The organism is Acinetobacter sp. 197, assembly GCF_048148385.1.
GTDB classification, from domain to species: Bacteria; Pseudomonadota; Gammaproteobacteria; order Pseudomonadales; family Moraxellaceae; genus Acinetobacter; species Acinetobacter pecorum.
The window spans coordinates 60,934-85,168 of sequence record NZ_JAYWZK010000006.1; the positions used below are offsets into that span (position 1 = coordinate 60,934).

The window sequence follows — 24,235 nt, forward strand, 5'->3', positions numbered from 1 at the left end:
CCTCAGTTGAGGGCTTTTTACTGCGCTTAGAAGCGCCAGTTATAGAACAAGTCTATTGCACGCTCTAAGGACTGACTAGCTTCTAAGTAAAGACGCTGATTTACCTGATAACGTAAAGTCAGTTTATTTACTGGTGTAAATACCCCAACTCCATAACGAAGATAGAGATCTGGCGTAATGTAACCAGTCACAGAAACCTGCGTATCATCTCCTGTTCCCTGTGCATCCAAGGCTAAGCCACTCAAGCCAAAACTACGCCCAATCTGGTTAGTCAGTGCACGGGTACCACCCAAGCCCAGACTGATACCTGCGGCAGCGATCGTATTATTTACATCAGACCTGAATCCTTCAGTCTGGTTTAAACCAGATGCACCTTCATTGATACGACCGGTAATCAAGGCATTTAAGGCTTCCTGCTCTGACAAGCCCGCATCATTATAAATCTGAATGCTTGGACTCGATGCAGTACCCGTTACGCGCACCCCAACCGTACTACCCTGAACCATTTTATTGGCATCAATGTCTAGCGTCGGATTGGTGAGTTCACCATTAAAACGCGCGATGGCACGATTCAAATCCAGACTCTGACCATAGGCTTCGATTTTCACCCGTTGTGATACCCCGATTGCACCATTGGCGCGCATTGCGGTTTCCAGACCACGCTGTGACAGGTTCACTCGGCCTAATAGCGGGATACGACTATCAAAGCCCTGGAAGATCACCTGATTACCCAAAGAAACAGCCACATCCGCCCGGATATCCCATGGACGTGCCGCTCTCAAAATCGCCAGTTGATCCTCACCTTCACGCACGACACGTACATCTGGGGATAAGCCGACTACCGGTTCCGAAGCTTCAGGCATTGAAATCAGTGCACGCGGTACATCTACCGTGCCACTTAAACTCAGTTTTTTATTAAATGGATACATGTCCAAGGTCAGATCAGGCGTCACCATGGCCGTAATTAATGGTGCCTGACGAATCAGCAGATTTTCACCTTGCAGTTTTAACTGTACCCTTGGATCACCTTTCCAGTCGACTGAACCGGTTAATTTGCCGACACCCTGACCACTGTTAAATGCCCCATTAATGCTGGCAGAGTTCTGACGTATGGATGAATATAGTTGTACATTGGTCAGATTCACCGGCAAAGAAATCATACTGATCGAGGCATCTTTGACCCGAAGCTCACCTTCCAGCAAAGGATCCGTTAAAGTGCCACCAATCTTTCCGGCATAGGATAAAGTCCCGTCCAGATTACGAATGTCCTCAATAAATGGTTTAAAGACCTTGAGCTGTACCTGGTTAAAGGCAATTTCGCCACGCATCGGTTTGCTGTCCCGATATGGGTCAATAATCACATTGGCATAACCTGCACCTATATCTGGAGTTTTTACATCCAGGCGAAGCTGCAAGCCTTGTGCCACACTTTTTGCTACCAAGCCAACTTCATCGTATTTTAGCGTAGAACCTAAATATTCCGGGTCTTCAGAAGATAAACCTACAACGCCATTTCGGGTGACCAGACGTGCATCAATTTTTGGTTTAGCCCCTTGTGCCCAAGCTGCCTTGGCATAACCATTGACTTTACCTGTCAACGCCAATCCATCAGGCAGGAATGCGCTGAAATCTTCCAGATCAAGGTTTTGGGTAATAAAAGAGACACTACCTCCAGTTTTATTGACCCGGATCGGCTGATCAAAACACAACTGGCTTTGTTGACTCATCCAGCAATGAGCACCGATAAACAGACTAGACTGGGCAGTATTATAAATCACTGCCGCATTTTGACGCTGCACCAAATGGGCGCGCAAAGAGTCGAAGTCACCTTTTTGAATCTGACCCAGCCAGTTATTTTGTGCATTAAAGCCACCAGCCAGCTGAACAAAGAATTTTGACAGTTTATTTTCTGCCTGAACTTTAAGTATATGCGCAGAACGTGTGCCGACGAGTGATACTTCGCCTCGAACAATTTCCCGTGAGCCATTACGCAAGCGATCCATTGTTGCAGTTAATAAGGTTGGTGTAGTCTGCGATGTTGGCAACTGTCCACGAATACGGACTTTCTGTACGCTGAACAGGTTTTTAAAAGCAAAATTGTCGATTGAAAGATTTGCCGAAGCCTGCAAACGCGGTTGCGCCTGCATATTGATATAGCCCTGCGCACGACCTCTTAAGCCCGGATATAACTCATACAATGCCGGCGCATTCACCTTCAGTTGCAGGTTTTGTGCATTTCCAGTCGCCTGAATCTGGTTGCTGGCATAAGACAGGAACAGGTTATTGGCTTCAAATTGCTCTGGAACAAAACCGCGCTGATTTGAGTTAATAATGACCGATAAATTACCTGTACCACGTACCGGCTTATTATTCAGCATACCGGCCAGATTCAAACGTTGAATCTGAATGCGTTTTAAGGCATCTGACCAGACACCACGAGTTTGTACATTGCCAGATAATTCGCCCTTCAATTGAGCATTAAAGTATTGTGGTTTAAAGCGGATGAGTGAAGCATTAATATCCCAACCGATACCATTCTTCAAATTGACCAGACCGCTCGCGTTAATCTTGCCAGCCACACCATCATGACGGAATTCATTGACTTTCAGTAGCTCGGGTGTACCTGAAACCCGAAGTTTCAGCATGCCCTGACTGGCTTTAAGCTGACTAGCATTTAAAGCGCCATCATAATTGACTGCATAGCCTTTAAATCCACCGCCAGCTTTTTCATTATGGAATAACAGGGCAATAGTACTGTTACCAGTCAGACGCACAGTTTCATTCTGCTCCGCCAAGCGTCCGGTCAGGTTTACATTATTCAGTTTAATAATCTGCTGATTCGGTTGTGCATAGCCATTGGCCTTGATCTGGCCATTCAAACGGTCTACCGGTGAAGCTGCTGCAATACTTTGGGTATTTAAATTTTTGGCATTTAATACCGCTGTCCACTTCAACTGACGTTTTTCTTGTGGCAGTTCAATCCGTGCATTACCGCTTAAGCTACCTGCCCGTGCATTGGCATTATAATTAAAACTTGGGACATTCAGGATATTATTTTTCAGATTCAGCTTGGCCTGATACATGCCTGCAGGCAAAAGACCTTGTTCATGCTGCTCGACTTTGGTCGCCACATGAATATTCTGCTGACCTTCAACCAGTGCCAATTTGACATCACCAGACTGACTGCTGAGCCAGCCCACATAAGGTACGGCGCGATCAATATTTTTCCAGGCAATATCCAGTAGCATCGGCTGCGCTTTATTGCCCTTGGCCGGGTTTTGATCCAGCTTCAGATTCCAGCTTTCATAACGGTCGAAATCAACCAGTCCGGTAAGGTGCAGGCCATTTTCCAGGTTACCCGCAGAAGCAATATTGGCATCCAGACTTGGCGGCAAGAAATCCTGTACGACTTGCGGAATGCGCTCATGTTTAGGATCAATGCCATTTAAGCGCCCCGTCAGATCCCAACTGACCCGATCTTTCCAGCCCACTGTTCCAGCAAGGCTGACTGCACCTTTCATCAACTGGCCATTCAGGTCAGTAATATTCAGCTGATTGACCAGATCGGTAAACATCACCGCATTATATTGACCTTGCGGAATATTTTCCCCAATAAGGTCAGTATCAACATTCAGATCCAGACGCTTGATATCACCATTAAACTTGGCAACCCCGTCTTTGCTAAACAGTTTCTGCTCAGTCAGAATAGGCCAGTGATAATCCTTGAACTGTAACTCGCCGCGCATCGGGACCTGTGGACGCATTGGATGTACGATAACCCAACCCGTCAACAAATCAGGCGTATTGGTCGCTACTCCTGCCTGAATAGTATCTAGCGTTCCACGCACCCGAACCTGAATGTCATGAATATTCAGGCTTTCTCTTAAAGAAGGCAGATTGAGGATACCCGTGGCATCCAGAGGATATTTGCCTTCGAACTGCATTTTACCCGTGGCTTCACGTAGCGAAAGATAGCCCATATCCATACGGGAGTCTTCAAAATTTAATTCGGTGCCGGACCAGAGTGCATCATTTAATTCAATATTGTAAAAATCCACGGCATTGGTCTGGGTGTTAATGACCAGATGATCCAGCAGCAGATGATCGACACGCAGTATAAAAGGCAAGCGGATAGCATTAAACTTGAATGGTTCGCCTGTAGACGGATTTTTATTAATAATTTGCAGATTGCGAACATCCGCCTCTGTAAGATGAATTTCTTTTTTGACAATTGCCCGCCAGCCCAGTTTGACATCAGCACGATCAATTTTGACATCCACCGGTTTTAAAGTGACGAGCACATTTTTAAGGATAATCCCACGCCATAAATTACCGCCTTCATATTCATAATGAATAATTTGCTGGCGTTGCAGCACCTGATCCAGCAGAAATTTACTGCCCTGATTGGTCGAAAACAAGAGGGCCAGCACAGACAGTAGAAAAATCAGGGAGAAAAGTACTGACAATAAGATACTTCTGAATATACGCCGCTTTTTCGACACAACGCTATTTTGTGGTTCTTGTTCTGGCTGTGGTTGGTTCTCGACCATGATCTACCCAAATAACTATTTTTTAAAATTGAAGTTTTATAACTGTGATCCAATAAAGAAATGTAACCGAATCGGGTGATTGTCATCAGACAGCCCCGTCGCAACATCTACACGTATTGGCCCAATCGGTGAAGCCCAACGTAAGCCTACCCCCGCACCATATTCGGTCGGATTACTGAATTCCTTATTATAGGCATTTCCGGCATCTGCAAAGACCGCAGCACGCCAGCCTTCCTTAAACTGATAATTATATTCTAATGAAGCCACACCCAAGGCCTGACCACCCACTTTAAAACCGTCAATTTCCGGAGAAAGGCTCTTGTAGTCAAAACCGCGAATACTCTGGTCACCCCCGGTAAAATATCTCAGGTTATATGGCACTTTGGCAAAATCATCGGTAAAGATATACCCCAAATCCATCCGCCCAACAAACTGATAATCTGCATTTTCACCCAATGAATAGATAAAACGCCAGCCTGCATTCACAATGGCCATATCCGCATCGGATAATAAAGCCTCGCTACCCAGCTCAATCTTATAGGTTTGCTTGAAGCCCTTGGTCGGATTGACCCGACGATCGCTATCGGTACGTGAAACTTCATAACCAACGAGCAACGATTGCTGTTCATCTTCGGTATTAAAGCGAAATGCTTCTGGAATCTGGTTAAAATCGACAGAACCATCCTGTGTTAAGCGATCCAGACGATAACGGGCTCCAAAAGTACGCTGCCAGTTACCCAGTGGATTTTTAATAATCCGGTCTGCACCTAACACTGCTGATTCAATCATCAGTCCTTGGCCCTGTGCGACGCTATCACGTTCTTCACGTTCGTAGCCCCCCACAATACTGACATAATCATTCAGCGGATGGTTATAAGGAATATTATAACGTCCATCAATCGACTGGCGGATGCCTGACAACTCGATATTGGCATCAAAAGAGTGGCCACGCTTATTTACAATAGCGCGCCTGTATTGACCACGCAGACGGATATCGGTATCTGTTCCATAACCCAGACCCAGCTCTGCACTGTTTACCCGGTCTGCATTTAAAGTCACGATGACCGGGATTTTCTTTTCTTCCCGTGCCTGTTCCTTTAAACGATCCTGTTCATTTTCTTTGGTCTGCTGCTCAACCCGTAAGGTTCTTAAGTTTGGATTTTCCTGATCACGGCTACCGGCAAACTGATCTTCATCCACGACATTCTGGGTCACCTCCTGAGAAGAGGCTGGCGAGCGGGCAGGTTTTTTCTCTACAGACTGATCTTCAGAAAGTTTTTGTTCTTCAATCAGCTGCTGAATATCCGGTGCCAATTCCAGTTCCTTTTCAATCGGATCAGGGCGAACCGCATCGACCATGGTATAGTTAAAATAGCGTGAATTGGTCAGATTGTTGGCCAGGCTATTGACTCGCCAGAAGGTATAATCCGCCCCATCTTTCCAGGTAACCAGACTTTCGAGTACATCGCGGTCGAGTGGGAGTTCCTTTTCAGGATCACTCATTCTGAACTCGACATTCCCCAGCTTATAACGATCACCAGTCTCAAAACGAAGATTCACATCTGCCGTATTCTGTGGCAATGCAATCCTGACATCATGCATACGCCAGTATGAATCAAAATAACCATTATTATTGGCTGCAGTAACAATCCGGTTCTTGGTCTTTTCATAATCGCCATGATTAAAAATATCGCCATCTTGCTGTTCAGGCAAAATACTGATGACCTGAAATTGTGGCTGCTCTGCGCCAGCGCCAGTAAATTCCAGGTCATAACTGGTAATAATCACAGGTTCATTAGGGGTGACAAAAACACGAAGCCTGCTGTCTGATACTTTTTCAAACCTGAACTGGGCATCGTAATAACCCACCGCCTGAGCTGCCTGCCGTGACAGTGTCCGCAATTGAGGCAAAGCTGAATTAAAATCGCCAAAAGACTCCTGGGTAAAACTGGAGAGCTTGGCTTTGACATTATTTCTTAAATTCAGATAACCCTGGGATTCACTCTTGCGATTCAGTGTGCCGTTGCTTTGCGCCACACCTTCCTCATTCACAATGACGACGTCTGCATTAATCCGAGGAACTCTTGCCGTCATAATCTGGCGTGGCGGGCGGATCTTATAAAACAGTCTTTTAAAAATATTTGGCCGCTTGTCATTTTCAGGTGAAAGCGAGTCTGGTATTTCTGCTAGGGTCATGCCTGCTTCGTTGTTTTGCACCATAATCTGGCTGTCTGCCTGAATGGATTGCATCAACTGATCCACATTGACCGGCGCCTGATTAATTTCCAGTAGTTCTTGCTGGCTGATATCTGCGACTACAGTTTCGGTGGTCTGGCTATTGCGATAATTTTGCGCTTCCTGTTTGGCTTGTTCAGCCACACGATAAATTTCATTGGCCATGTTTTGGTCAACAGTCTGAACTGGCAATTCTTCCAGATCATCAAATTCGATTGGAGTAAATTCATCTAGACCCGATCCTGCATTTTGCTGTTGTTCCAGCATCAGCATGCTGTCAACTGGTACTTCCTGTTCTAAAGCTTCTTCAATTTTGTCTTCTGCTTCTGTTTCAGACGTGACTAAGCCCTGACGAATCGCCTCTTTGGACAGCTCATCTACCATTTCTGCCTGGGAAATAGCCACGGGCGTTTCAGGCTGTTCGGTTTGTGCCATGCTCTGATGGGATAACATCATAAAAAAGATGCTCATACACAGCTGCATACCACTGTGCGGTGGTATATGAGGCCCCATACTGCGATTTAGCATCGTTTTTTTAAAATTTTTCTTTGCAGGCATAGCAAACTCTAAACGAATACATTCTTTAATTGATTATTTGACCGAAAAATATAAGCTAAGGAGCTTAATTAATTGGTTTTTACCTTTACATAGCTGAAAGTATCTTACATGATTTTTCTCAATGTTTACGCATAACTGACATTTCTTAATAAAACTTAATGTAGCACGGCCTATATGAACAAAAATGAACATTTGTTAGCTTCTCGGCGCTTTCTTCCGATGTTTCTGACGCAGTTTTTCGGTGCATTAAATGATAATGTATTTAAGCAAGCATTACTGCTGGTCATCACTTATGGCTGGATTCAACAGCAATCAGCCAGCATCAGCACCTTGAATAATCTGGCGGCTTTACTATTTATTCTTCCTTATTTTATTTTTTCGGCCACTGCCGGTCAGATTGCCGACAAATACGAACGTTCACAGCTGATTCGCTATCTCAAGCTTCTGGAAATTGTCATCATGCTGCTGGGAACTATCGGTTTCCTGCTAGGCAATTTATGGATTCTGTTATTTGCCCTGTTCCTGATGGGCACCCAGTCGACTTTCTTTGGTCCGATCAAATATGCCATTTTACCTGAAGTCCTGAAACCGGATGAACTGATGTCCGGCAATGCTCTGTTCCAGTCTGGAACTTCTCTGGCAATTCTGTTCGGTATGATTCTGGGCGGCGCAGTTATTGCAGCTTCGGCTGGCAACCTGATTTGGATCAGTTTAACCATCATCAGCATCGCACTGATGGGTTATATATCAAGCCGTTATATTCTGAAGCAAAACATTTCCGCACCGGAGTTGCAAATAGACTGGAACTTTTTTCGTACCAGCTTGCAGACTTTGAAATATGCCAAAAGCTTACCATTGGTTTTTACCATTTTACTGGGCAATTCATGGTACTGGTTTTATGGTGCAACCTATCTGACCCAGATTCCTCAGCTGACGTTACAGAATCTGCATGCATCTGAAAATGTCGCAAGTTTGCTCTTAACCTTTTTCTCTGTCGGAATTGGCTTGGGTTCATATTTATGCCGTAAAATTGGCGGCAGTCAGGTCAATATCAAGATGGTGCCTTTTGGTGCAATCGGATTAGTAATTTTCGCCCTGTATTTGGCTGCAAGCCTGGCTTTTGTTCCAGAATATACAGGTGCACTAATTGGTCTGGCAGAAGTATTCCAGCAAGGCTGGAGTTATTACCATGTGATGCTAGCCATTACCTTGCTCGGTATTAGTGGTGGTTTTTATATTGTCCCGCTGTATGCCATGATGCAGGCGCATTCTCCACGCTCACATCGTGCGCGTGTGGTTGCAGCAAATAATATTCTGAATGCCGTTTTCATGGTATCTTCTGCTATATTTTCTATTATTATTTTAAGTGTTCTAGAGCTTGATCTTAAAATACTTTTTTGTATTACTGCAGTATTAAGTGGCCTGTTTACTTTATGGTTACTTTACCGCCTAAAACCAATGATCAAAATCGCGAAAGCACCCTTGGAGGATTAATTCATGCGTCAATATACAGGTCTGGATAAGTTGATTCATTCTTTTGACCAGGCATTACGCAGTCTAGTCCCGGGCACGACTTCAGCGCAACGTGAAAACCCGGCCCAACCGGTAGAAACGCAGTTGACGGTCAGTGATGCACGACATGTAGCCGGTTTAATGCGGGTCAACCATAGTGGTGAGGTCTGTGCACAGGCGCTGTATCATGGTCAGGCCATGACGGCAAAACTCCCGAATGTGCGTCGTGAAATGGAACAGGCTGCAATTGAAGAACAGGATCATCTGGCATGGTGTGAAGACCGTTTGAAAGAACTGGATAGCCATACCAGTCTGCTCAATCCGGTCTGGTACGGCCTTTCCTTTGGTATGGGCGCAATTGCCGGAATCGCAGGTGATAAATACAGTCTGGGTTTTGTGGCTGAAACAGAACGTCAGGTCAGCATGCATTTACAGCATCATATTAGCCAGTTGCCCGCTCAGGATGAACGTTCTCGCCGTATTCTGGAACAAATGAACGAAGATGAACTGCACCATCGGGATACAGCTTTAAAGGCGGGTGGTGTAGATTTGCCCGTTCCTGTCAAAATCGCCATGACAGGCATTTCCAAGCTGATGACCAAAACCAGCTATTTTATTTAAACTAGATATTTTCATTTTTAGCCCACTCATTTGTGGGCTTTTTAATAAGTTTCAAATCTTGAGCAAGATAATATTAACTCAAGGCATGTGGTGATCTTATTACTTTTAAGCTCTATAAAATAATAGAGATTTCCTACAGTATTCTTTTAATCTTTTTTGTTCATTTCAGAAAGTAGGTCCAGCTGAATTTCCTGGATTTGTGCCAGCCTTTCCCATTGATGTAGCAGCAAATGATCTAATTTTTCATGTAAATACTGAATTTCCAGTTCGGCTTTTAAATTAATCTGATAATCATTTTGTGAACGTAAACGGTCTTTTGCTTCCTGTCTATTCTGGCTCATCATAATAATAGGCGCCTGAATCGCTGCAAGACAGGACAGGATTAAATTCAACAGAATAAATGGATAAGGGTCTGCAGGCTGAGTCACCATCACCACAGTATTTATCGTAATCCATAGACCTAGGAAAATTGCAAAACAGATTAGAAAGACCCAGCTTCCACCAAAAGTTGCAATTTTATCGGCCAACCTTTCACTCAAGGTCCATTTTTGTTCCAATGCCGTTTCTACATTTTTGGTGATCAGCTCATGTTCATGCATGCTATGAATCACTTCAAACTCAAGATCAGTCAATTCACCCTTTTCCGAACTTAATAATGAATGCACATACTGCATGCGATATCGGGTCAGATCTGTCTGGCAGATATAATCTTGCGGAGTCCAGTCAGAAATATCCTTTGCAATTTCTTCGGTAATGACCTTTCTGACAGTTCCCATCGGTGTAAGATTTTTTAAAGGAAAACGTTTGCCGCACACCAAGCAGCTATGATTTTCATTTTTTTCTTTCATGATGATTCTCTTTTTTACCAGCTTTTCCAGCTATCATTTGGATATATTTTATTAGTTTATTTATTATTTACTTTTATAATTTGCATATCAGCTCAGTATTACTTTCCCTCGAATTATTAAACCCTTAAGTCCCAAATCGGTTAGATCTTTGATTGATAAAATGCTTTGCCAAGCGCACTATGATCTGATCATTCAGGTTAATTTTCAGATCGATTTCATCTTTCTGTCTCTACCTAACATAAATTTACTATAATCATAATAATAATAAAGAAGAGGCTTCATTATGCGCCACTCATACCATCTTGAAAAACATTATATTGAACGTGCGGGCTGGCTTCGTGCAGCTGTACTGGGGGCAAATGACGGAATTATTTCAGTCACCAGTCTGGTGGTGGGTATCGCAGCCAGTGGAGCATCCAAGGAAATTTTACTGGTGACCTGTGTTGCTGGATTAATTTCTGGTGCCGCCTCTATGGCAGCGGGTGAATATATTTCAGTCAAATCCCAGCAGGATATTGAAAAAAATGACCTGCTCATGGAAGAGCGTGAACTGCAACGCCATCCCAATAATGAACTAAATGAGCTGAAGACGATTTATATACAACGCGGCCTGGAACCAGGTTTGGCACAAAGGGTTGCTGAGCAGTTGACTGAACATAATGCTTTGGATGCTCATGCCCGTGATGAGATTGGTATTTCAGCGCATACCTCTGCCCGACCCTTTCTTGCGGCATTTTCTTCAGCTCTGGCATTTACCGTAGGCTCATTATTTCCTTTAATCTCGATTATGATTCTGCCAGATCGATATCTGGATAAAGGCGTTATACTAATTGGGGTTCTAAGCTTGGGAATGATGGGTGCACTGGCAAGTTATGCAGGTGGAGTCAGCGTGTGGAAAGGTGCAGTCCGGGTAATGCTCTGGGGAATTATCGCCATGTTGTTTAGTGCCTGGATAGGATCATTATTTAATGTGTCAGTTGCCTAAACATCTGTTTATCGTTTTGACAGGCTCACAATATGATAGCGTGACTATTATTTTAAGTTAGCTGAATAAGGTTAATAAAAATCTGGCTACGCTAACAAAACTCGGGTTTATTTTAAGCTATTTTGGTTTTAATTTAGAAAATTAAAAGCAACATTCTTGAACTGAAAGATATATTTATGGAAACCGTAATTATTTTTGCCATGTTGGCAATTATCATAGTATTGCTGATCATTTTCTATAACAAGAAAAAGTAAGAAAGCAAATATTCACTTTTATAATTCTAAGGTTTTTGTAAAGCTTAAAATAAATTCTGTAGTTTTAAATCAATCAGACTTCTTTCATGAATCAGAAAATAAGGGTTTATTAAAATTTTAAATATTTTCATTATTAAATGATTTCTAAACCAAACTCGCGCTATTTTAGCTGAATTTTTCTTTAGATCTAAAAAAAAATGAATCATAAAAAGCCTGATCTTGGTTGATCAGGCAATCCATCAATACTGAATAAAATGCATAAACAAAAAAATCATGGGATTTGATTTAAATAAACTGCTTGATTGTTGGAAAACTATGTTGTCCGTATTCAAATATGGCAGCATCCCAGAGATCAAACATCGGAACTTTCACATCCAGAGCCAAAGGCAGTTTTTTTTCATTAAACTGCATATGCGTTAGATCTGATCCCCAGGCAATCAAATCAACATCCAAAGTAATCTGATGTGATGGACGCACTCGCCCAGATGCCTTTTCTAGCTGTTTAAGCAGATCAATCATGTCTTCACTGGACACCGAACTTCGCAATAAACACGCAGCATTCCAGTAATTGGCTCCTATGCCATCACGGCAAGGAATCATATAAACAGGAGAAAACTGAACTTCCCCCCATTCGGAAATACGTTGCTGTGCAGCCTGAAAATGTTGTTGAGGATGACAATTACTCGCTAATGCTAGGGCGAAAATCGTTTCGGTGGCGTTCAAGACGTATTCCTACAGAATTGGCTTGCGCGATAATGGCAGGCTTACGGATCGTAATATTAATCGATTCAATTGCTGTAAAGGTAGTAAAAAGTGCATTTAGCACCAACTTTGCTGCATGTTCAATCAATTCAGGCTTGGCTTCTTGAATGACCTTGCTGGAAATCTCACAAATTTCTGCATAATTTAGCGTATCTGCAAGCGCATCTGAGTTTGATGCCTGTTCTAAATCGGTGTGAATAGTCAAATCCAGCATTAAAGGCTGAATAATCTGGCGCTCCCAGTTAAAGCAGCCCACAACTGTCTCGACTTTTAAGCCTTCAATAATAATGGCGTCCATTGGATTGCTCGATAAGATGATATTTACCACTAATTTCCCGAAGTCCCTTTTTATTAAAGAGGGACTTGCATTGCTTATATTTTATCAAGCAATGAGACACTCCTCCATGCGCTTTTTTAAAGCCCTGCTTTAAAATTTGCGAAAGAAAAGAAGGTCGGGAGAGATTAAATTAATGCTTTAACAGCAGATTTGGATCCATACTTTGCACCATTTGCAAACGCTGATCTGCATAAATGTCTGTATATGGCGCAAGAATCCGCATAAAACGATCGAAATACAGCATTTGTTTGAACAGTAAGGCAAAATCACGCGGGAAGCGGATGCCATGACGCTCACCCACAGCCACCATATCCATCATGATATCGTTGAGATCTGCAGGACTTGAGGTCAGCAGTTCCTGCGGATCGGCAAGCATCACCCCGCTAAACAGACGCTCAAGATCAGCAGCCAGCACTTTAGTGTCAATCTCAACTGCAGTCATGCCCATTTTCAGCATGTTTTCTGCCATCAAGGTATAATTGGTATGCTGCAAAGCATCCATAAAGGCCATACATGCAGTCCACACTTCAGGTTTGAGCTGCCCAACAATACCGAAATCAATAAAACCAACCCGGCCATCTTCAAGAAGCATCAGATTACCGGCATGCAGATCAGCATGGAAACTATTACACATCATCAGACTACCAAACCAGGTATTCATGGCTGTAATTAATACCTGTGACGGGTCTTTTGCGACCTTTTTCACCACTTCAAAATCGGTCAGTGGCACACCATACAAACGCTGCATGGTCAGGACACGACGAGTTGAATACTGATGATAAACTTTTGGTGCCGTGGCCGCCTTGTTGTTGGTAATATTCAGATAATTGACGAAGTCATCCAGATTTTGTGCTTCTTCAATAAAGTCGACTTCACGTACCATCCGGGTTTTGATTTCTTCGACAATATCGGCCAGTGAGGCAAATTTCACTTTTGGTACGGCTTTTTCCAGCAGCTTTGTTGCCCAATGCAGGACATTCAAGTCGGTATAAAGAATGGTTTCCACACCCGGCTTTTGCACCTTAATAACAACATCTTCACCCGATACCAGTTTGGCCGCATGTACCTGTGCAATTGAGGCAGAAGCCAGTGGTGTTTCCTCGATTGAGGCAAAAATCTCATCCAGATTACGGCCAGCAAATTCTGAGGCCAGTACTTCCTGAATATAGCTAAATGGCAAAGTCGGCGTCTGGTCCAGACAGCCCTGAAATTCTTCTACATATTCACGTGGAAATAATGACGGCGTACTGGCAATAAACTGACCGAGCTTGATATAAGTTGAACCTAATGATTCAAAAGTCTCGCGCATGAGTTTGGCGTTGCTTGGCTTTTCGGTAGCATATTTGATGCCTGCCTTTGCCGCAACCACCGCGGTTTCACCCATACGGGCAACCGAGCGTATTCCATCTAACCAGATATTGTTTTTCATAATGTCTTAGGAAAAATTAATTACATGCAGTGTAGCAAAAAAATTAAAAATTGCAGGTTTATCTTGCCTGACAGATTGGACAATCTGTATCTTTTTCGAAACTTAAAATTCGCTGCTTGAAGCTGAGACCATCCCAAAGCAGAAGTTTCTGTCTCAGTGGCATTACTCCCAAGCCCAAATATAGCAATGCATGATGTGCCTGCAGACTTGCCATCACGTTGGGTGTGGTTGCGAGTACACCAGAATCGGCACAGCGTAAACTAGTATCCTCTTGATGCTCTGGCGGGAAGAGGCAGGCATAACAGGCAGAATCACCTTCAATCATAAACATTTGACCTTGCATGCCAATGGCCGAGGCGCTGATTAAGGGTACATTGAGTTTTACACAGATCTGATTGACCAAGTAGCGTGTTTCAAACTGGTCACAGCCATCCAGCACCAGATCCTGCTGCCCAATAATACTTTCTGCATTGTTCTCAGTTAAGGCCTGATTGATATAGTCAATCTGCACATTCGGATTAATCTGCCCCAGCCTTTTTGCCAGTGTTTCTGCCTTATAAAAACCTAAATCCTGTGGAGTAAAAGCCAGTTGTCGTTGCAGATTACTCATTTCAATCGTATCTGGATCAATCAGGGTAATTTTACCGACTCCGGCACGAGCCAGCAGTTCTGCTAAGACACAACCAATCCCGCCACATCCCACAATACAGATATTAGAAAATTTCAGTTTTTCCTGTGCTTCAATATCCCACCCCTCTAAGAGGAGCTGTCGAGCATATAAGTGCATTTCTGCATCGCTCAGTTCGAATTCTGAAGATACAGTATCCGTATTAAATGTAGACAATGTCTTTCCCTGTTTTGAAAATATTTAAAAAGTAATCGTCATAGAAGTATGGGTACTGAAATTTCAATATATAGATATATTTCAGATAAATTGACTTCCCTGCGTATAACCAGCAAACCAATCAATGGTTTAGAAACGGCATCAAATAGCATATCAGTTAAATGCTCGCGATCAAGTTGCCAATATTGTGGTGCCACAGGATTTTTTAATGATACCAATTAGATCACAACTCGTGGAAAATTCTCATTTGTTTGATAGAAGCTATCAGAAATTTTAGATACTTACGTTGATTTAGAATAGCGTATGAAAATTTTTAGCTTCCTCTACTATTGCAACATTGTGCCTGAGGATCTGCTAAACATTTCTCTCAATAAGTTATATTGCCACGTTAAACATGCCGAATGTTAACTTGCTGTAGGGAGTGAATTAACTTTTATAGTGCTCAACTCCTTCACTTTTCTTCATTTTCACTTGCGATTTCTTATAATTTTCTCTCATTTATTATCATATACTCACTCTTTACCACCCTGTAACTGCCCCCTGCTTGTTTAGTGCTTCTGTAGTCACTTTCTGCCATTCAGTATGAAAATGTATAAGTTCAGTGAGACCTTCTGTATCCGTTCTTAAATATGGTTAAGCTGCCTAAAGCCACAAAAAACTGAATCTTAAGAACCATGGAGCAATGATATGACTGAACAGCATTCAGAACATAATAACCGTGAAAAATTATGGGAATTGATCAAAGACGTCCGCTTTACCATGATCAGTCATCAAACCGATACTCAAGAACTTCACTCACAGCCAATGACCATGCTTAACTCTGAGGCGATGAATGAGGATCAGAATCTTTATTTTATTATGAAGGACACCAACGATATTGTTCAGGCTGTAAATGCAGGCCGTCGCCATTTGGGACTGTCTTTTTCCAAGCCATCTGATGATATTTATGTATCCATTAGTGCACATGGGGAAATCAGTACAGACCGCATGTTGATTGAGAAGCTATGGAATCCCTGGGCAGAAAACTGGTTTCAGGGCAAAGACGACCCAAGCGTTCGTGTTCTGATTGCCAAAGCAGTAAGTGCTGAATACTGGAATGTGAAAGATAATAAAGTGACCCATTTACTCAAAGTTCTTAAAGGAAATGTAACAGGTAAACCGGAAGAACCGGATACAGAACATACGAAAGTGACTCTATAAATTTTAAACTTTTCTCTCCTGTTTAGCCTCTTTTTATAAGAGGCTAAATTTTTGATTATTTTGAATTTAAATGATTAAAAATTACATTGTAATGACTCAAATAGCGTGATTAATATTTTAAACAGCTCCTCAAAAGCAATCGGCTAAAAAATAAAAAGGCCGCGATTGCGACCTTATAAATTTGCTTTAGTAAAATTAACTGACCTGTTTTATTGCTTGAATTTTAGCAATTTCCTGCTGTTTAAGCAGATTGCGCTGAATTTTACCACTGGATGTTTTGGGTAAATCACTAACAAATTCAATCTCTTTTGGATAGGCATGTTTAGACAAGCGGGAACGCACATAGTTTTGCAGCTTGATCATCAAGTCTTTATTGGCGGTATATTGTGACTTGAGCACCACGAAGGCCTTCACAATTTCAGTGCGTTCAGGATCTGGCTTACCCACGACGGCGGATTCCAATACTTCCTCACATTCCAGCAAGGTGCTTTCTACATCAAAAGGCCCAACCCGATAACCCGAAGTTGTAATGACATCATCTGCACGACCAATAAAATCAATGCCACCATATTCATTCAGTTTGACTGTGTCACCAGTTAAATAATAATGACCAATAAAGGCTTTCCGGTTATTTCCGCCATAGCCCTCAAACCACATCAATGGAGAAGCTGAACAATCGATAGCGAGTATTCCTATTCCACCTTTTTCTACTTCCTGATGTTCTTTGTTCAATACTGCAAAACGATGCCCCGGAATCGCAAATCCAGCCGAACCAACTTTTTTATAATGCTCCAGAGCATGATGATTAGCGATCACCATCCCAAGTTCGGTCTGTCCATACTGGTCGTAAATATTGACGTTCAGATCCAGATTGAACCATTGAATCACTTCAGGCGTGAGCGGCTCACCTGCACTGCTGACTACACGTAAATATGCTCTGATTTCAGCATCAAATTTTTCTTTAAAGCCAAAAAACATCCTGAATGCCGTTGGTGAGCCAGTCAGGTTATTCACCTGATATTTTTTAATGATTTCAATTGCATTATCTACACTAAAAGCACGCTCATCCATAATGATGCTATGCCCTAAACTTAAAGGACCTGCAATACCATAATACAGGCCATAGGCCCAACCCGGATCGGCCAGATTCCAGAATGAATCCTCCTCACGTAAATCGATAGCGTGTAGCATATAGCCTTTAAATGCCAGTAAAGCCTTTAAAAGAACAGGCACTGATTTCGCCAGTCCGGTGGTACCTGAAGTAAACATCATCAAAAAAATATCACTGAATCGGCCTTGAACCGGTTCAAAATCGCTTGGATATTGCTTGATTTCAGTCCAGAAATCGGCATCTTCTTCAGCACAATCAGGAGTTGGATGTACAGTTAAAATATGAGGAATACTCAGATTATTCAATTTTGAATGCTGCTCCTGATTGGTAATAATCAGCTTGGTTTGAGCAGAGTTGATCCGATGTTCAATAGCCTTGCTTTCAAAAGCAGTAAATAGAGGCTGATAAACCGCACCGATACGCCAGGTCGCCAGTATGGTAATCAGGAGTTCGGGAGTACGTGGAAGCAGACCGGCAATACAGTCGCCTGCTCGCAGCCCCAGTACAGTCATGTAATGGGCCAGTTGTCCTGAAGCTTCAGCTAGCTGCTCAAAAGTCCATTGTTGTGCGTTCCCATTTTTGCCTTGCCAGATCAATGCAGTTCGGTTTTGACCCAGGTAGCGACCACAGCATTCGGTATAAGCATTGATGTTCTCTGTACTTCCAACCAGATGTTCCTGAACCATATTTTCAAAATTAAAATCAGCATATGCCTGCTCTAGTGTCTTCATGACGACAACCTCTTTCCTATTGTAGTTTTCAGGCGAGCTTGCCTGAGTTTATCCATTTGTATTTGTTGTTCCTGCTGATTCCATCAGCATAATTTTTCAAATCTGCATTCATGCCTTATAGCTAGGACCTGAATAAGGCTTATTTTCGATTATTCGCACTGTATGTCTTTAGAGCATCATATTCAGTTGAATCCTGCAATTTCCATATCCATCAATGTAAGTGCAGGATTTGAACATCCCTCAAAGTCTGTTTTTTTAAATTAAAAATCAGCGTTGACATACTTCACGCGCAATCACCAGTCGTTGAATATCTGATGCACCTTCATAAATCTGGCTCACTCGCACATCACGATAGATACGTTCAACCGGAAAATCCGACACATAGCCATAGCCACCATGAATCTGGATCGCATCCGAACAGACTCGCTCTGCGATAGTCGAAGCAAACAGCTTGGCCATAGAAGCTTCTTTTAAGCATGGCTGGCCAGCATCTTTGAGCGTTGCCGCATGCAAGACCAGTTGTCGCGCCGCTTCAATCTGGGTGGCCATATCGGCAAGCCGGAATGCCACAGCCTGATGTTGAACCAGTTCCACCCCAAAGGATTTACGCTGATTGGCATACTCTACCGCGGCATCCAGTGCAGCACGTGCCATACCGACAGATTGTGCTGCAATCCCGATCCGGCCCGACTCCAGATTAGACAAGGCAATTTTGTATCCTTCGCCTTCCTGCCCCAGCAGGTTGGCAGCAGGAATCCGGCAATTATCCAGAACGATGGTCGCGGTATCAGAACAATGTTGCCCCATTTTTTCTTCCAGACTGGACACGATATAACCCGGTATATCGGTCGGCACCAGAAAACATGAAATACCTTTTTTCCCTGCAGATTTATCGGTCACAGCAAATACTAGTGCAATCTGTGCGTGTTTACCTGTGGTGATAAATTGCTTGATGCCATTTAAAACCCACTCGTCGCCATCACGTTCGGCTTTACATTCCAGAGCGCTGGCATCCGACCCAGCTTGTGGCTCCGTCAGGCAAAAACACCCCAGCCATTCACCTGTCGCCAGTTTGGTCAGATATTTCTGTTTTTGTTCCTCTGTGCCATAGCGCTGGGTAATACCACAAGGCAAAGAATTCTGCACGCTGACAATCGTCGAGATCGCTCCATCTCCGGCGGCGATTTCCTCAAGAGCCAGTACCAGCGAAACATAGTCCAGACCTGCTCCACCCCATTGCTCGGAAACAGTCATGCCCAAAGCACCCAGCTCACCCAGTTCTTTGAGCTCCTGTGTGGGAAATTGTGCTGTTTTATCGCGCAAACCAGCGGTTGGTTTCAGCTTCTGCTGCGAATAATTCCGCATCATTTCCTGAATCATTTTTTGTTCGTCATTTAAAATCACGGGCCTTTCCCTTCTTTATTCGTTCTATCCAGCATCAGCACAGACTTTTTAATTTTCAAAATGTGATGTTTTTTTGGATGTATTCGGCAAATTCAACATACAACTTTCCCTGGCACGTCATTGCCATTTTGATGAATCAGAGAAAGTATCTTTATTTAATGAATTATTTTGGTGCCATACGGATTGCACCATCCAGACGAATCACTTCACCATTCAAATAACTATTTTCAAAAATATGACCAACTAACTGAGCAAATTCCCGTGGTTTGGCCAGACGTGGTGGAAATGGCACCATTTGTCCTAAAGCATCCTGGACATTTTGCGGCATGCCTTTCAGCATTGGAGTTTCCATGATGCCCGGCGCGATGGTCATGACACGGATCGCTTCACGAGCCAGTTCACGTGCCAAAGGTAAAGTCATTGCGACTACTGCACCTTTGGATGCCGCATAAGCAGTTTGACCAATTTGGCCGTCATAAGCGGCAACCGAAGCGGTATTCACAATCACGCCACGTTCTTCTTCACCCGATTGCAGCTCATATTTTGCGATTAAAGCCGCCGCATGACGCAGCATATTAAAAGTACCGCTCACATTAATATTCAGCACTTTCTGGAACATCGCCAATTCATGGATGCCGTTTCGTCCCAATATTTTGGCAGATGGTGCAATCCCGGCACAGTTCACCAGACCATTTAGCTGACCATAATTGCTTTCGACTTCAGCAAAGAAGGCTTCGACAGCCTGCTCGTCAGTGACATCCAGTTGTACAAATTCGGCCTGCTCACCCAGTTGCTCCTGCAGCGCGACACCCTGTTCCTGGTTCATGTCTACCAGAATAACCTTGGCACCCTGTTCCACCAGATGGGTTGCTGTGGCTGCACCCAGACCCGACGCGCCCCCGGTAACCACTATAACTTTTCCCTGAATTTTCATGTTTATGTCCTTTAGATATTTTTAAAGTTACGACTTATGAAGAAGAGTAAACAGAGATTTTATTCTGTACAATTTCCAAATATTGCATCTTGATTGATGGATTTGGACAATAAAAAAAGGATTTTTGACCGGCCATGCATTTACCTGTCTTGGAATATAGCAAGGGAACCATCTCGATTGATCTGGTTCATGAAGCATTATTGAATGCCAAAGCACAACATTACGATATTGCTGTTATCTTAAATAAAGCCGGTATTCCGTTAGAGATTCTGCACTCAGCTAAGGCTCGGGTTTCAGTGGCGCAATATGCAGCACTATGGACCGCGCTAGCAGACAGCATGAATGATGAATTTTTTGGTATGGATAGCCATCCCATGCGCCGTGGCAGTTTCAAGCTGTTATCCAAAATGCTGTTGCAGACAGAGACACTAGAACAAGCCTTGCAACAAATCCTGCAGTTTTTTAACCTGATTCTGGATGATCTGCACAGTACACTCATGGTCGCAGAAAACTTTGCCTATATCGTGATTTATGACCAGAAACAGACCAAACGCATGTTCAGTTATGCCACCTATGTAATGCTGATCCATACTCTCTTATGCTGGTTAAGCGGCCAGCGAATTTTACTCAATCAGATTCAGCTGAAATGCACCGCGCCAATCAATGATTTTGACTATAAAGTCCGGTTTTGTGAACAGATTGAATATCAGGCCAGTGAAAACTATATCCAGTTTGATGCTGCCTATTTGCAACTCCCAGTAAAACAGGATCAGACTTCTTGGTATCAGTTTATTCAGCAGACGCCACATAACCTGCTGGTCCGTTTTAAAAATCCGTATGCTTTAAGCACCCAGATTCGCAAACAGCTATTAGATGTACCACCCGCAGACTGGCTGGAACTGAATGAACTTGCTTTGCAAATGAATATCTCTGAAGCCACCATACAACGCCGTCTGAAAAATGAAGGCCTGAGTTATCAGCAACTTAAAAATGAAATTCGTTGTGATACTGCGATTGTGCTCTTAACCCGTACAGAGCAAAGTCTGCAGGATATCAGTGATCAGTTAAATTTCCAGGAAGTCAGCGCCTTTCATCGTGCCTTTAAAAAATGGACTGGTGTCAGTCCGGGGGCTTACCGGCAAAATATTACAAAATAATCTATATATATTAAGATGTGAAAACGATTAAAACTCAATTAATGAATTTAACCATATATTTATTCAATAGTTATATAATTCAAGGGTCGTAGTCTTAAATTACAGAACTATAGAGTCATCCTAAAAGCTTTTATTTTCCTATTAATATGGGTTATTTTTCAATCAATTTAAAACATCCATTTTTGGCTGTATTTTTTATTTTCCTTTCTTGTTGAAGGTATCTCCATGTTAAAGATGACTGATGTATTTGAACAAAATCTTGTTCAAAATTTCTCGAAAGCTTTATTTTCTTCAACTGACCTCATCACAGAACAGTTGAATCAAGGGATTTTAAATGCATCGGATGCAGAACTTAAACATGCAATTTTGCACTTCTTTAATCAGGTAGATGCTGTAGAAGCGGCTCAAGCCCTTGAAATACCAGAAGAACGTATCAACGAGTTACAGCAAGGTATTGCCTTGAAAGATGAAGAATCTTTGGCAGACACTTTGAAGGTTGTAGCACTTTGTCTGGCAATGGAAACCGGCAGTCTGGATCAGGTCGAAGTATATGACTGTCTACAGGACTATCCGATGTAATTCTTTTTTAAGAATTCCTCGAAAGCGGTGCTCTGGCATCGCTTTTTTTTATTTTTAGTTATACTGCCTTGGCGTGATGCCATTAAGAATGTTTAAGGTTTCAGATGCAACTGGGAATTGATAAAAACTTGAATAAAAAAGCGACCATACCGGTCGCTTTTTAATAAAGAAAGATAGATTACAGATTAATGTGGCCACTTCGCCAAAGTCACACGATCATTACCACCATAATCTTTAACCGTGCGGACTTGCTTATAGCCCGCCTGTTTAAATAGATGTTGTACGGCGTCTGCCTGATCATAACCATGCTCAAGCACCACCCAACCATTCACAGTCAAATGCTTCTTGGCTTGAATAATAACGTCCTCCAGATCAGCCAGACCCTTTTTGTCTGCCACCAGAGCACGTTCCGGCTCAGTCGCCAGATTCGACATATGTGCATCATTCGCATCGATATACGGCGGGTTTGATACAATCGCATCAAAGAACTGACGGCCAAATGGCTTTAACCATGAACCCAGAACAAATTCCACATTCTCAATATCATGCTGTTCTGCATTATACTTCGCTACCTCAAGCGTAGGCGCGTAAATATCCGAAGCCGTTACGAACCAGTTTGGACGCTCGGATGCAAGCGATAAGGCAATTGCACCTGTACCGGTACCTAAATCTGCCACACGGGCATCTTCAGGCAGGTCCAATTTCAACACAGTCTCAACCAGTACTTCAGTATCTGGTCGTGGTACCAAAGTATCTTTGGTCACTTTGAGGTCCAAAGTCCAGAATGGCTGTGAACCAGTGACATAAGCCAAAGGCTCACCGGCAGCTATACGCGCCAGACCGTCTTTATACGCCTGTTCCTGTTCCGGCGTTAGTTCCTGATCCTTTTTCATCAGCAGATCAAATGAATCAATCTTGGTGATGTGTTCCAGTAACCAGGCATTTTCCTGACGTTCGTAACTTTCAGCTTCGCCGCGCAAAGCCAGCGCTTGTAAAATATTCATTATCCACCATTCTGCTGTGCAAGCATGGCCAACTGATCGGCCTGATATTCACGATGCAGACTGTCCAGCAATTCAGTCAGATCACCTTCCATCACCGCATCCAGCTTGTATAAGGTCAAGTTAATACGATGATCGGTCATACGGCCTTGTGGATAGTTGTAGGTACGAATACGTTCGGACCGGTCACCTGAACCAACCAGGTCACGACGCATTTCAGAAGTAGCCGCATCCGCAGCAGCACGTTTGGCATTTTCCAGACGTGAAACCAGTAAAGCCATGGCTTTGGCTTTATTTTTATGCTGTGAGCGCTCATCCTGACACTCAACCACTGTACCGGTTGGAATGTGGGTAATACGCACAGCAGAGTCAGTTTTGTTAATATGCTGACCACCGGCACCTGAAGCACGGTAAGTATCAATACGCAAATCAGATGAATTGATTTCAACCGAAGTATCGACATCCACTTCCGGAAGAATCGCTACCGTACATGCAGAAGTATGGACGCGGCCCTGCGATTCGGTTGCAGGTACACGCTGCACACGATGCGCACCACTTTCGAATTTCAGGCGACCATAGACACCTTCACCATTAATCAGACAAATGACTTCTTTATAACCGCCATGCTCGCCTTCATTTTCGGACAGGATTTCAAGTTTCCAGCCTTGAGACTCAGCATATTTACTATACATACGGAACAGGTCACCCGAGAAAATTGCCGCTTCATCACCGCCTGTTCCAGCACGAATTTCTAAATACGCCGAGTTGGCATCATTCGGATCTTTCGGAATCATCAGGATATTCAGATCAGCTTCAAGCGATTCAATTAAAGCTTTATTTTCTTTAATTTCTTCCTGTGCCATTTCCTTGAAATCCGGGTCTGACAGCATGGCCTGAGCCGTTTCGATGTCTTCTTCAGCCTGTCTGTACTTGGTCCAGACATTGGTGATTTCTGTTAAGTCATTATGCTCACGTGATAATTGACGGAAGCGCTTGTTATCAGAAATGACTTCTACATCAGCTAGCAATGCGGTCAGTTCTTCATGGCGGTCAGAGAGCTGGTCTAATCGTAAACGTAACGATTCTTTCATTTTCTAAAAAATCTCAAACATATGGCTGCAGCTAAATATTCATTTAGCACAGCGAAATCAAAAAATTGCGCCTAGTTTAACGACTCTGGCCT

General features: G+C 43.1%; 18 protein-coding genes. 6 read left to right on the forward strand and 12 right to left on the reverse strand.

The features are described 5' to 3' along the window. Window positions 1–26: 26 nt before the first annotated feature. Entirely contained in the window at window positions 27–4,550 is a 4,524-nt protein-coding gene (locus VXQ11_RS07600) for a translocation/assembly module TamB domain-containing protein (RefSeq protein WP_416705758.1), read from the reverse strand. A 36-nt stretch (window positions 4,551–4,586) separates the two neighbouring features. Beyond that, complete coding sequence (locus VXQ11_RS07605; RefSeq protein WP_416705759.1) at window positions 4,587–7,343, reverse strand: autotransporter assembly complex protein TamA; 2,757 nt, start codon at window positions 7,341–7,343, stop codon at window positions 4,587–4,589. Window positions 7,344–7,517: 174 nt separating this feature from the next. Between VXQ11_RS07605 and VXQ11_RS07610 the strand changes: the two genes are divergently transcribed. Both VXQ11_RS07610 and coq7 read left to right on the forward strand, forming a co-directional pair. Further along, window positions 7,518–8,837 (forward strand): MFS transporter, encoded by a 1,320-nt coding sequence (locus tag VXQ11_RS07610; RefSeq protein ID WP_416705760.1) that lies wholly within the window; start codon window positions 7,518–7,520, stop codon window positions 8,835–8,837. Between the two features lie 3 nt (window positions 8,838–8,840). Beyond that, the gene (gene coq7, locus VXQ11_RS07615) at window positions 8,841–9,476 is read left to right on the forward strand and encodes a 2-polyprenyl-3-methyl-6-methoxy-1,4-benzoquinone monooxygenase (RefSeq protein ID WP_416705761.1); all 636 of its coding nucleotides are present in this window, start codon (window positions 8,841–8,843) and stop codon (window positions 9,474–9,476) included. Window positions 9,477–9,622: 146 nt separating this feature from the next. Here the strand turns inward: coq7 and VXQ11_RS07620 are convergent, their stop codons facing one another. Continuing rightward, window positions 9,623–10,324, reverse strand: a complete 702-nt coding sequence (locus VXQ11_RS07620) for a DUF1003 domain-containing protein (protein ID WP_416705762.1) — start codon at window positions 10,322–10,324, stop codon at window positions 9,623–9,625. A gap of 283 nt (window positions 10,325–10,607) precedes the next feature. Between VXQ11_RS07620 and VXQ11_RS07625 the strand changes: the two genes are divergently transcribed. Beyond that, window positions 10,608–11,309, forward strand: a complete 702-nt coding sequence (locus VXQ11_RS07625; RefSeq protein ID WP_064102681.1) for a VIT1/CCC1 transporter family protein — start codon at window positions 10,608–10,610, stop codon at window positions 11,307–11,309. Window positions 11,310–11,848: 539 nt separating this feature from the next. Here VXQ11_RS07625 and VXQ11_RS07630 read toward each other — a convergent pair. The 4 genes from VXQ11_RS07630 to VXQ11_RS07645 form a co-directional block, all read right to left on the reverse strand. After that, entirely contained in the window at window positions 11,849–12,286 is a 438-nt protein-coding gene (locus tag VXQ11_RS07630) for a 2-amino-4-hydroxy-6-hydroxymethyldihydropteridine diphosphokinase (protein WP_416705763.1), read from the reverse strand. Continuing rightward, window positions 12,243–12,623 (reverse strand): dihydroneopterin aldolase, encoded by a 381-nt coding sequence (gene folB / locus VXQ11_RS07635; protein ID WP_064096496.1) that lies wholly within the window; start codon window positions 12,621–12,623, stop codon window positions 12,243–12,245. Before folB ends, VXQ11_RS07630 begins: the two co-directional genes overlap by 44 nt. 169 nt (window positions 12,624–12,792) lie before the next feature. Then, complete coding sequence (locus VXQ11_RS07640) at window positions 12,793–14,091, reverse strand: ABC1 kinase family protein (RefSeq protein WP_416680633.1); 1,299 nt, start codon at window positions 14,089–14,091, stop codon at window positions 12,793–12,795. A gap of 58 nt (window positions 14,092–14,149) precedes the next feature. Further along, window positions 14,150–14,935: a HesA/MoeB/ThiF family protein gene (locus VXQ11_RS07645; protein ID WP_416705764.1), complete on the reverse strand. Its 786-nt coding sequence runs from the start codon at window positions 14,933–14,935 to the stop codon at window positions 14,150–14,152. A gap of 687 nt (window positions 14,936–15,622) precedes the next feature. Here VXQ11_RS07645 and VXQ11_RS07650 point away from each other — a divergent pair. Continuing rightward, a complete protein-coding gene (locus VXQ11_RS07650) occupies window positions 15,623–16,135 on the forward strand; it encodes a pyridoxamine 5'-phosphate oxidase family protein (protein ID WP_416705765.1) in 513 nt (170 codons plus the stop codon). 195 nt (window positions 16,136–16,330) lie between these two features. Here the strand turns inward: VXQ11_RS07650 and VXQ11_RS07655 are convergent, their stop codons facing one another. From VXQ11_RS07655 to VXQ11_RS07665, 3 genes are all read right to left on the reverse strand, one after another. Then, window positions 16,331–17,977 (reverse strand): AMP-binding protein, encoded by a 1,647-nt coding sequence (locus VXQ11_RS07655; RefSeq protein ID WP_416705766.1) that lies wholly within the window; start codon window positions 17,975–17,977, stop codon window positions 16,331–16,333. Between the two features lie 267 nt (window positions 17,978–18,244). After that, window positions 18,245–19,381 (reverse strand): acyl-CoA dehydrogenase family protein, encoded by a 1,137-nt coding sequence (locus tag VXQ11_RS07660; protein WP_064102683.1) that lies wholly within the window; start codon window positions 19,379–19,381, stop codon window positions 18,245–18,247. A 163-nt stretch (window positions 19,382–19,544) separates the two neighbouring features. Continuing rightward, the gene (locus VXQ11_RS07665; protein WP_416705767.1) at window positions 19,545–20,315 is read right to left on the reverse strand and encodes a 3-hydroxyacyl-CoA dehydrogenase; all 771 of its coding nucleotides are present in this window, start codon (window positions 20,313–20,315) and stop codon (window positions 19,545–19,547) included. Window positions 20,316–20,449: 134 nt separating this feature from the next. Here VXQ11_RS07665 and VXQ11_RS07670 point away from each other — a divergent pair, with 134 nt between their 5' ends. Both VXQ11_RS07670 and VXQ11_RS07675 read left to right on the forward strand, forming a co-directional pair. Beyond that, window positions 20,450–21,472 (forward strand): AraC family transcriptional regulator, encoded by a 1,023-nt coding sequence (locus VXQ11_RS07670; RefSeq protein WP_416705768.1) that lies wholly within the window; start codon window positions 20,450–20,452, stop codon window positions 21,470–21,472. A gap of 225 nt (window positions 21,473–21,697) precedes the next feature. Next, window positions 21,698–22,051: a hypothetical protein gene (locus VXQ11_RS07675; RefSeq protein WP_144723816.1), complete on the forward strand. Its 354-nt coding sequence runs from the start codon at window positions 21,698–21,700 to the stop codon at window positions 22,049–22,051. Between the two features lie 185 nt (window positions 22,052–22,236). Here VXQ11_RS07675 and prmC read toward each other — a convergent pair whose 3' ends face one another. Together prmC and prfA are read right to left on the reverse strand one after the other, a co-directional pair. Continuing rightward, window positions 22,237–23,055 carry a peptide chain release factor N(5)-glutamine methyltransferase gene (gene prmC / locus VXQ11_RS07680; RefSeq protein WP_416705769.1) on the reverse strand — a complete coding sequence of 273 codons (819 nt, stop codon included), beginning with the start codon at window positions 23,053–23,055 and terminating at the stop codon, window positions 22,237–22,239. Beyond that, window positions 23,055–24,143 carry a peptide chain release factor 1 gene (prfA, locus tag VXQ11_RS07685; RefSeq protein WP_064102687.1) on the reverse strand — a complete coding sequence of 363 codons (1,089 nt, stop codon included), beginning with the start codon at window positions 24,141–24,143 and terminating at the stop codon, window positions 23,055–23,057. Before prfA ends, prmC begins: the two co-directional genes overlap by 1 nt. Window positions 24,144–24,235 lie beyond the last annotated feature (92 nt).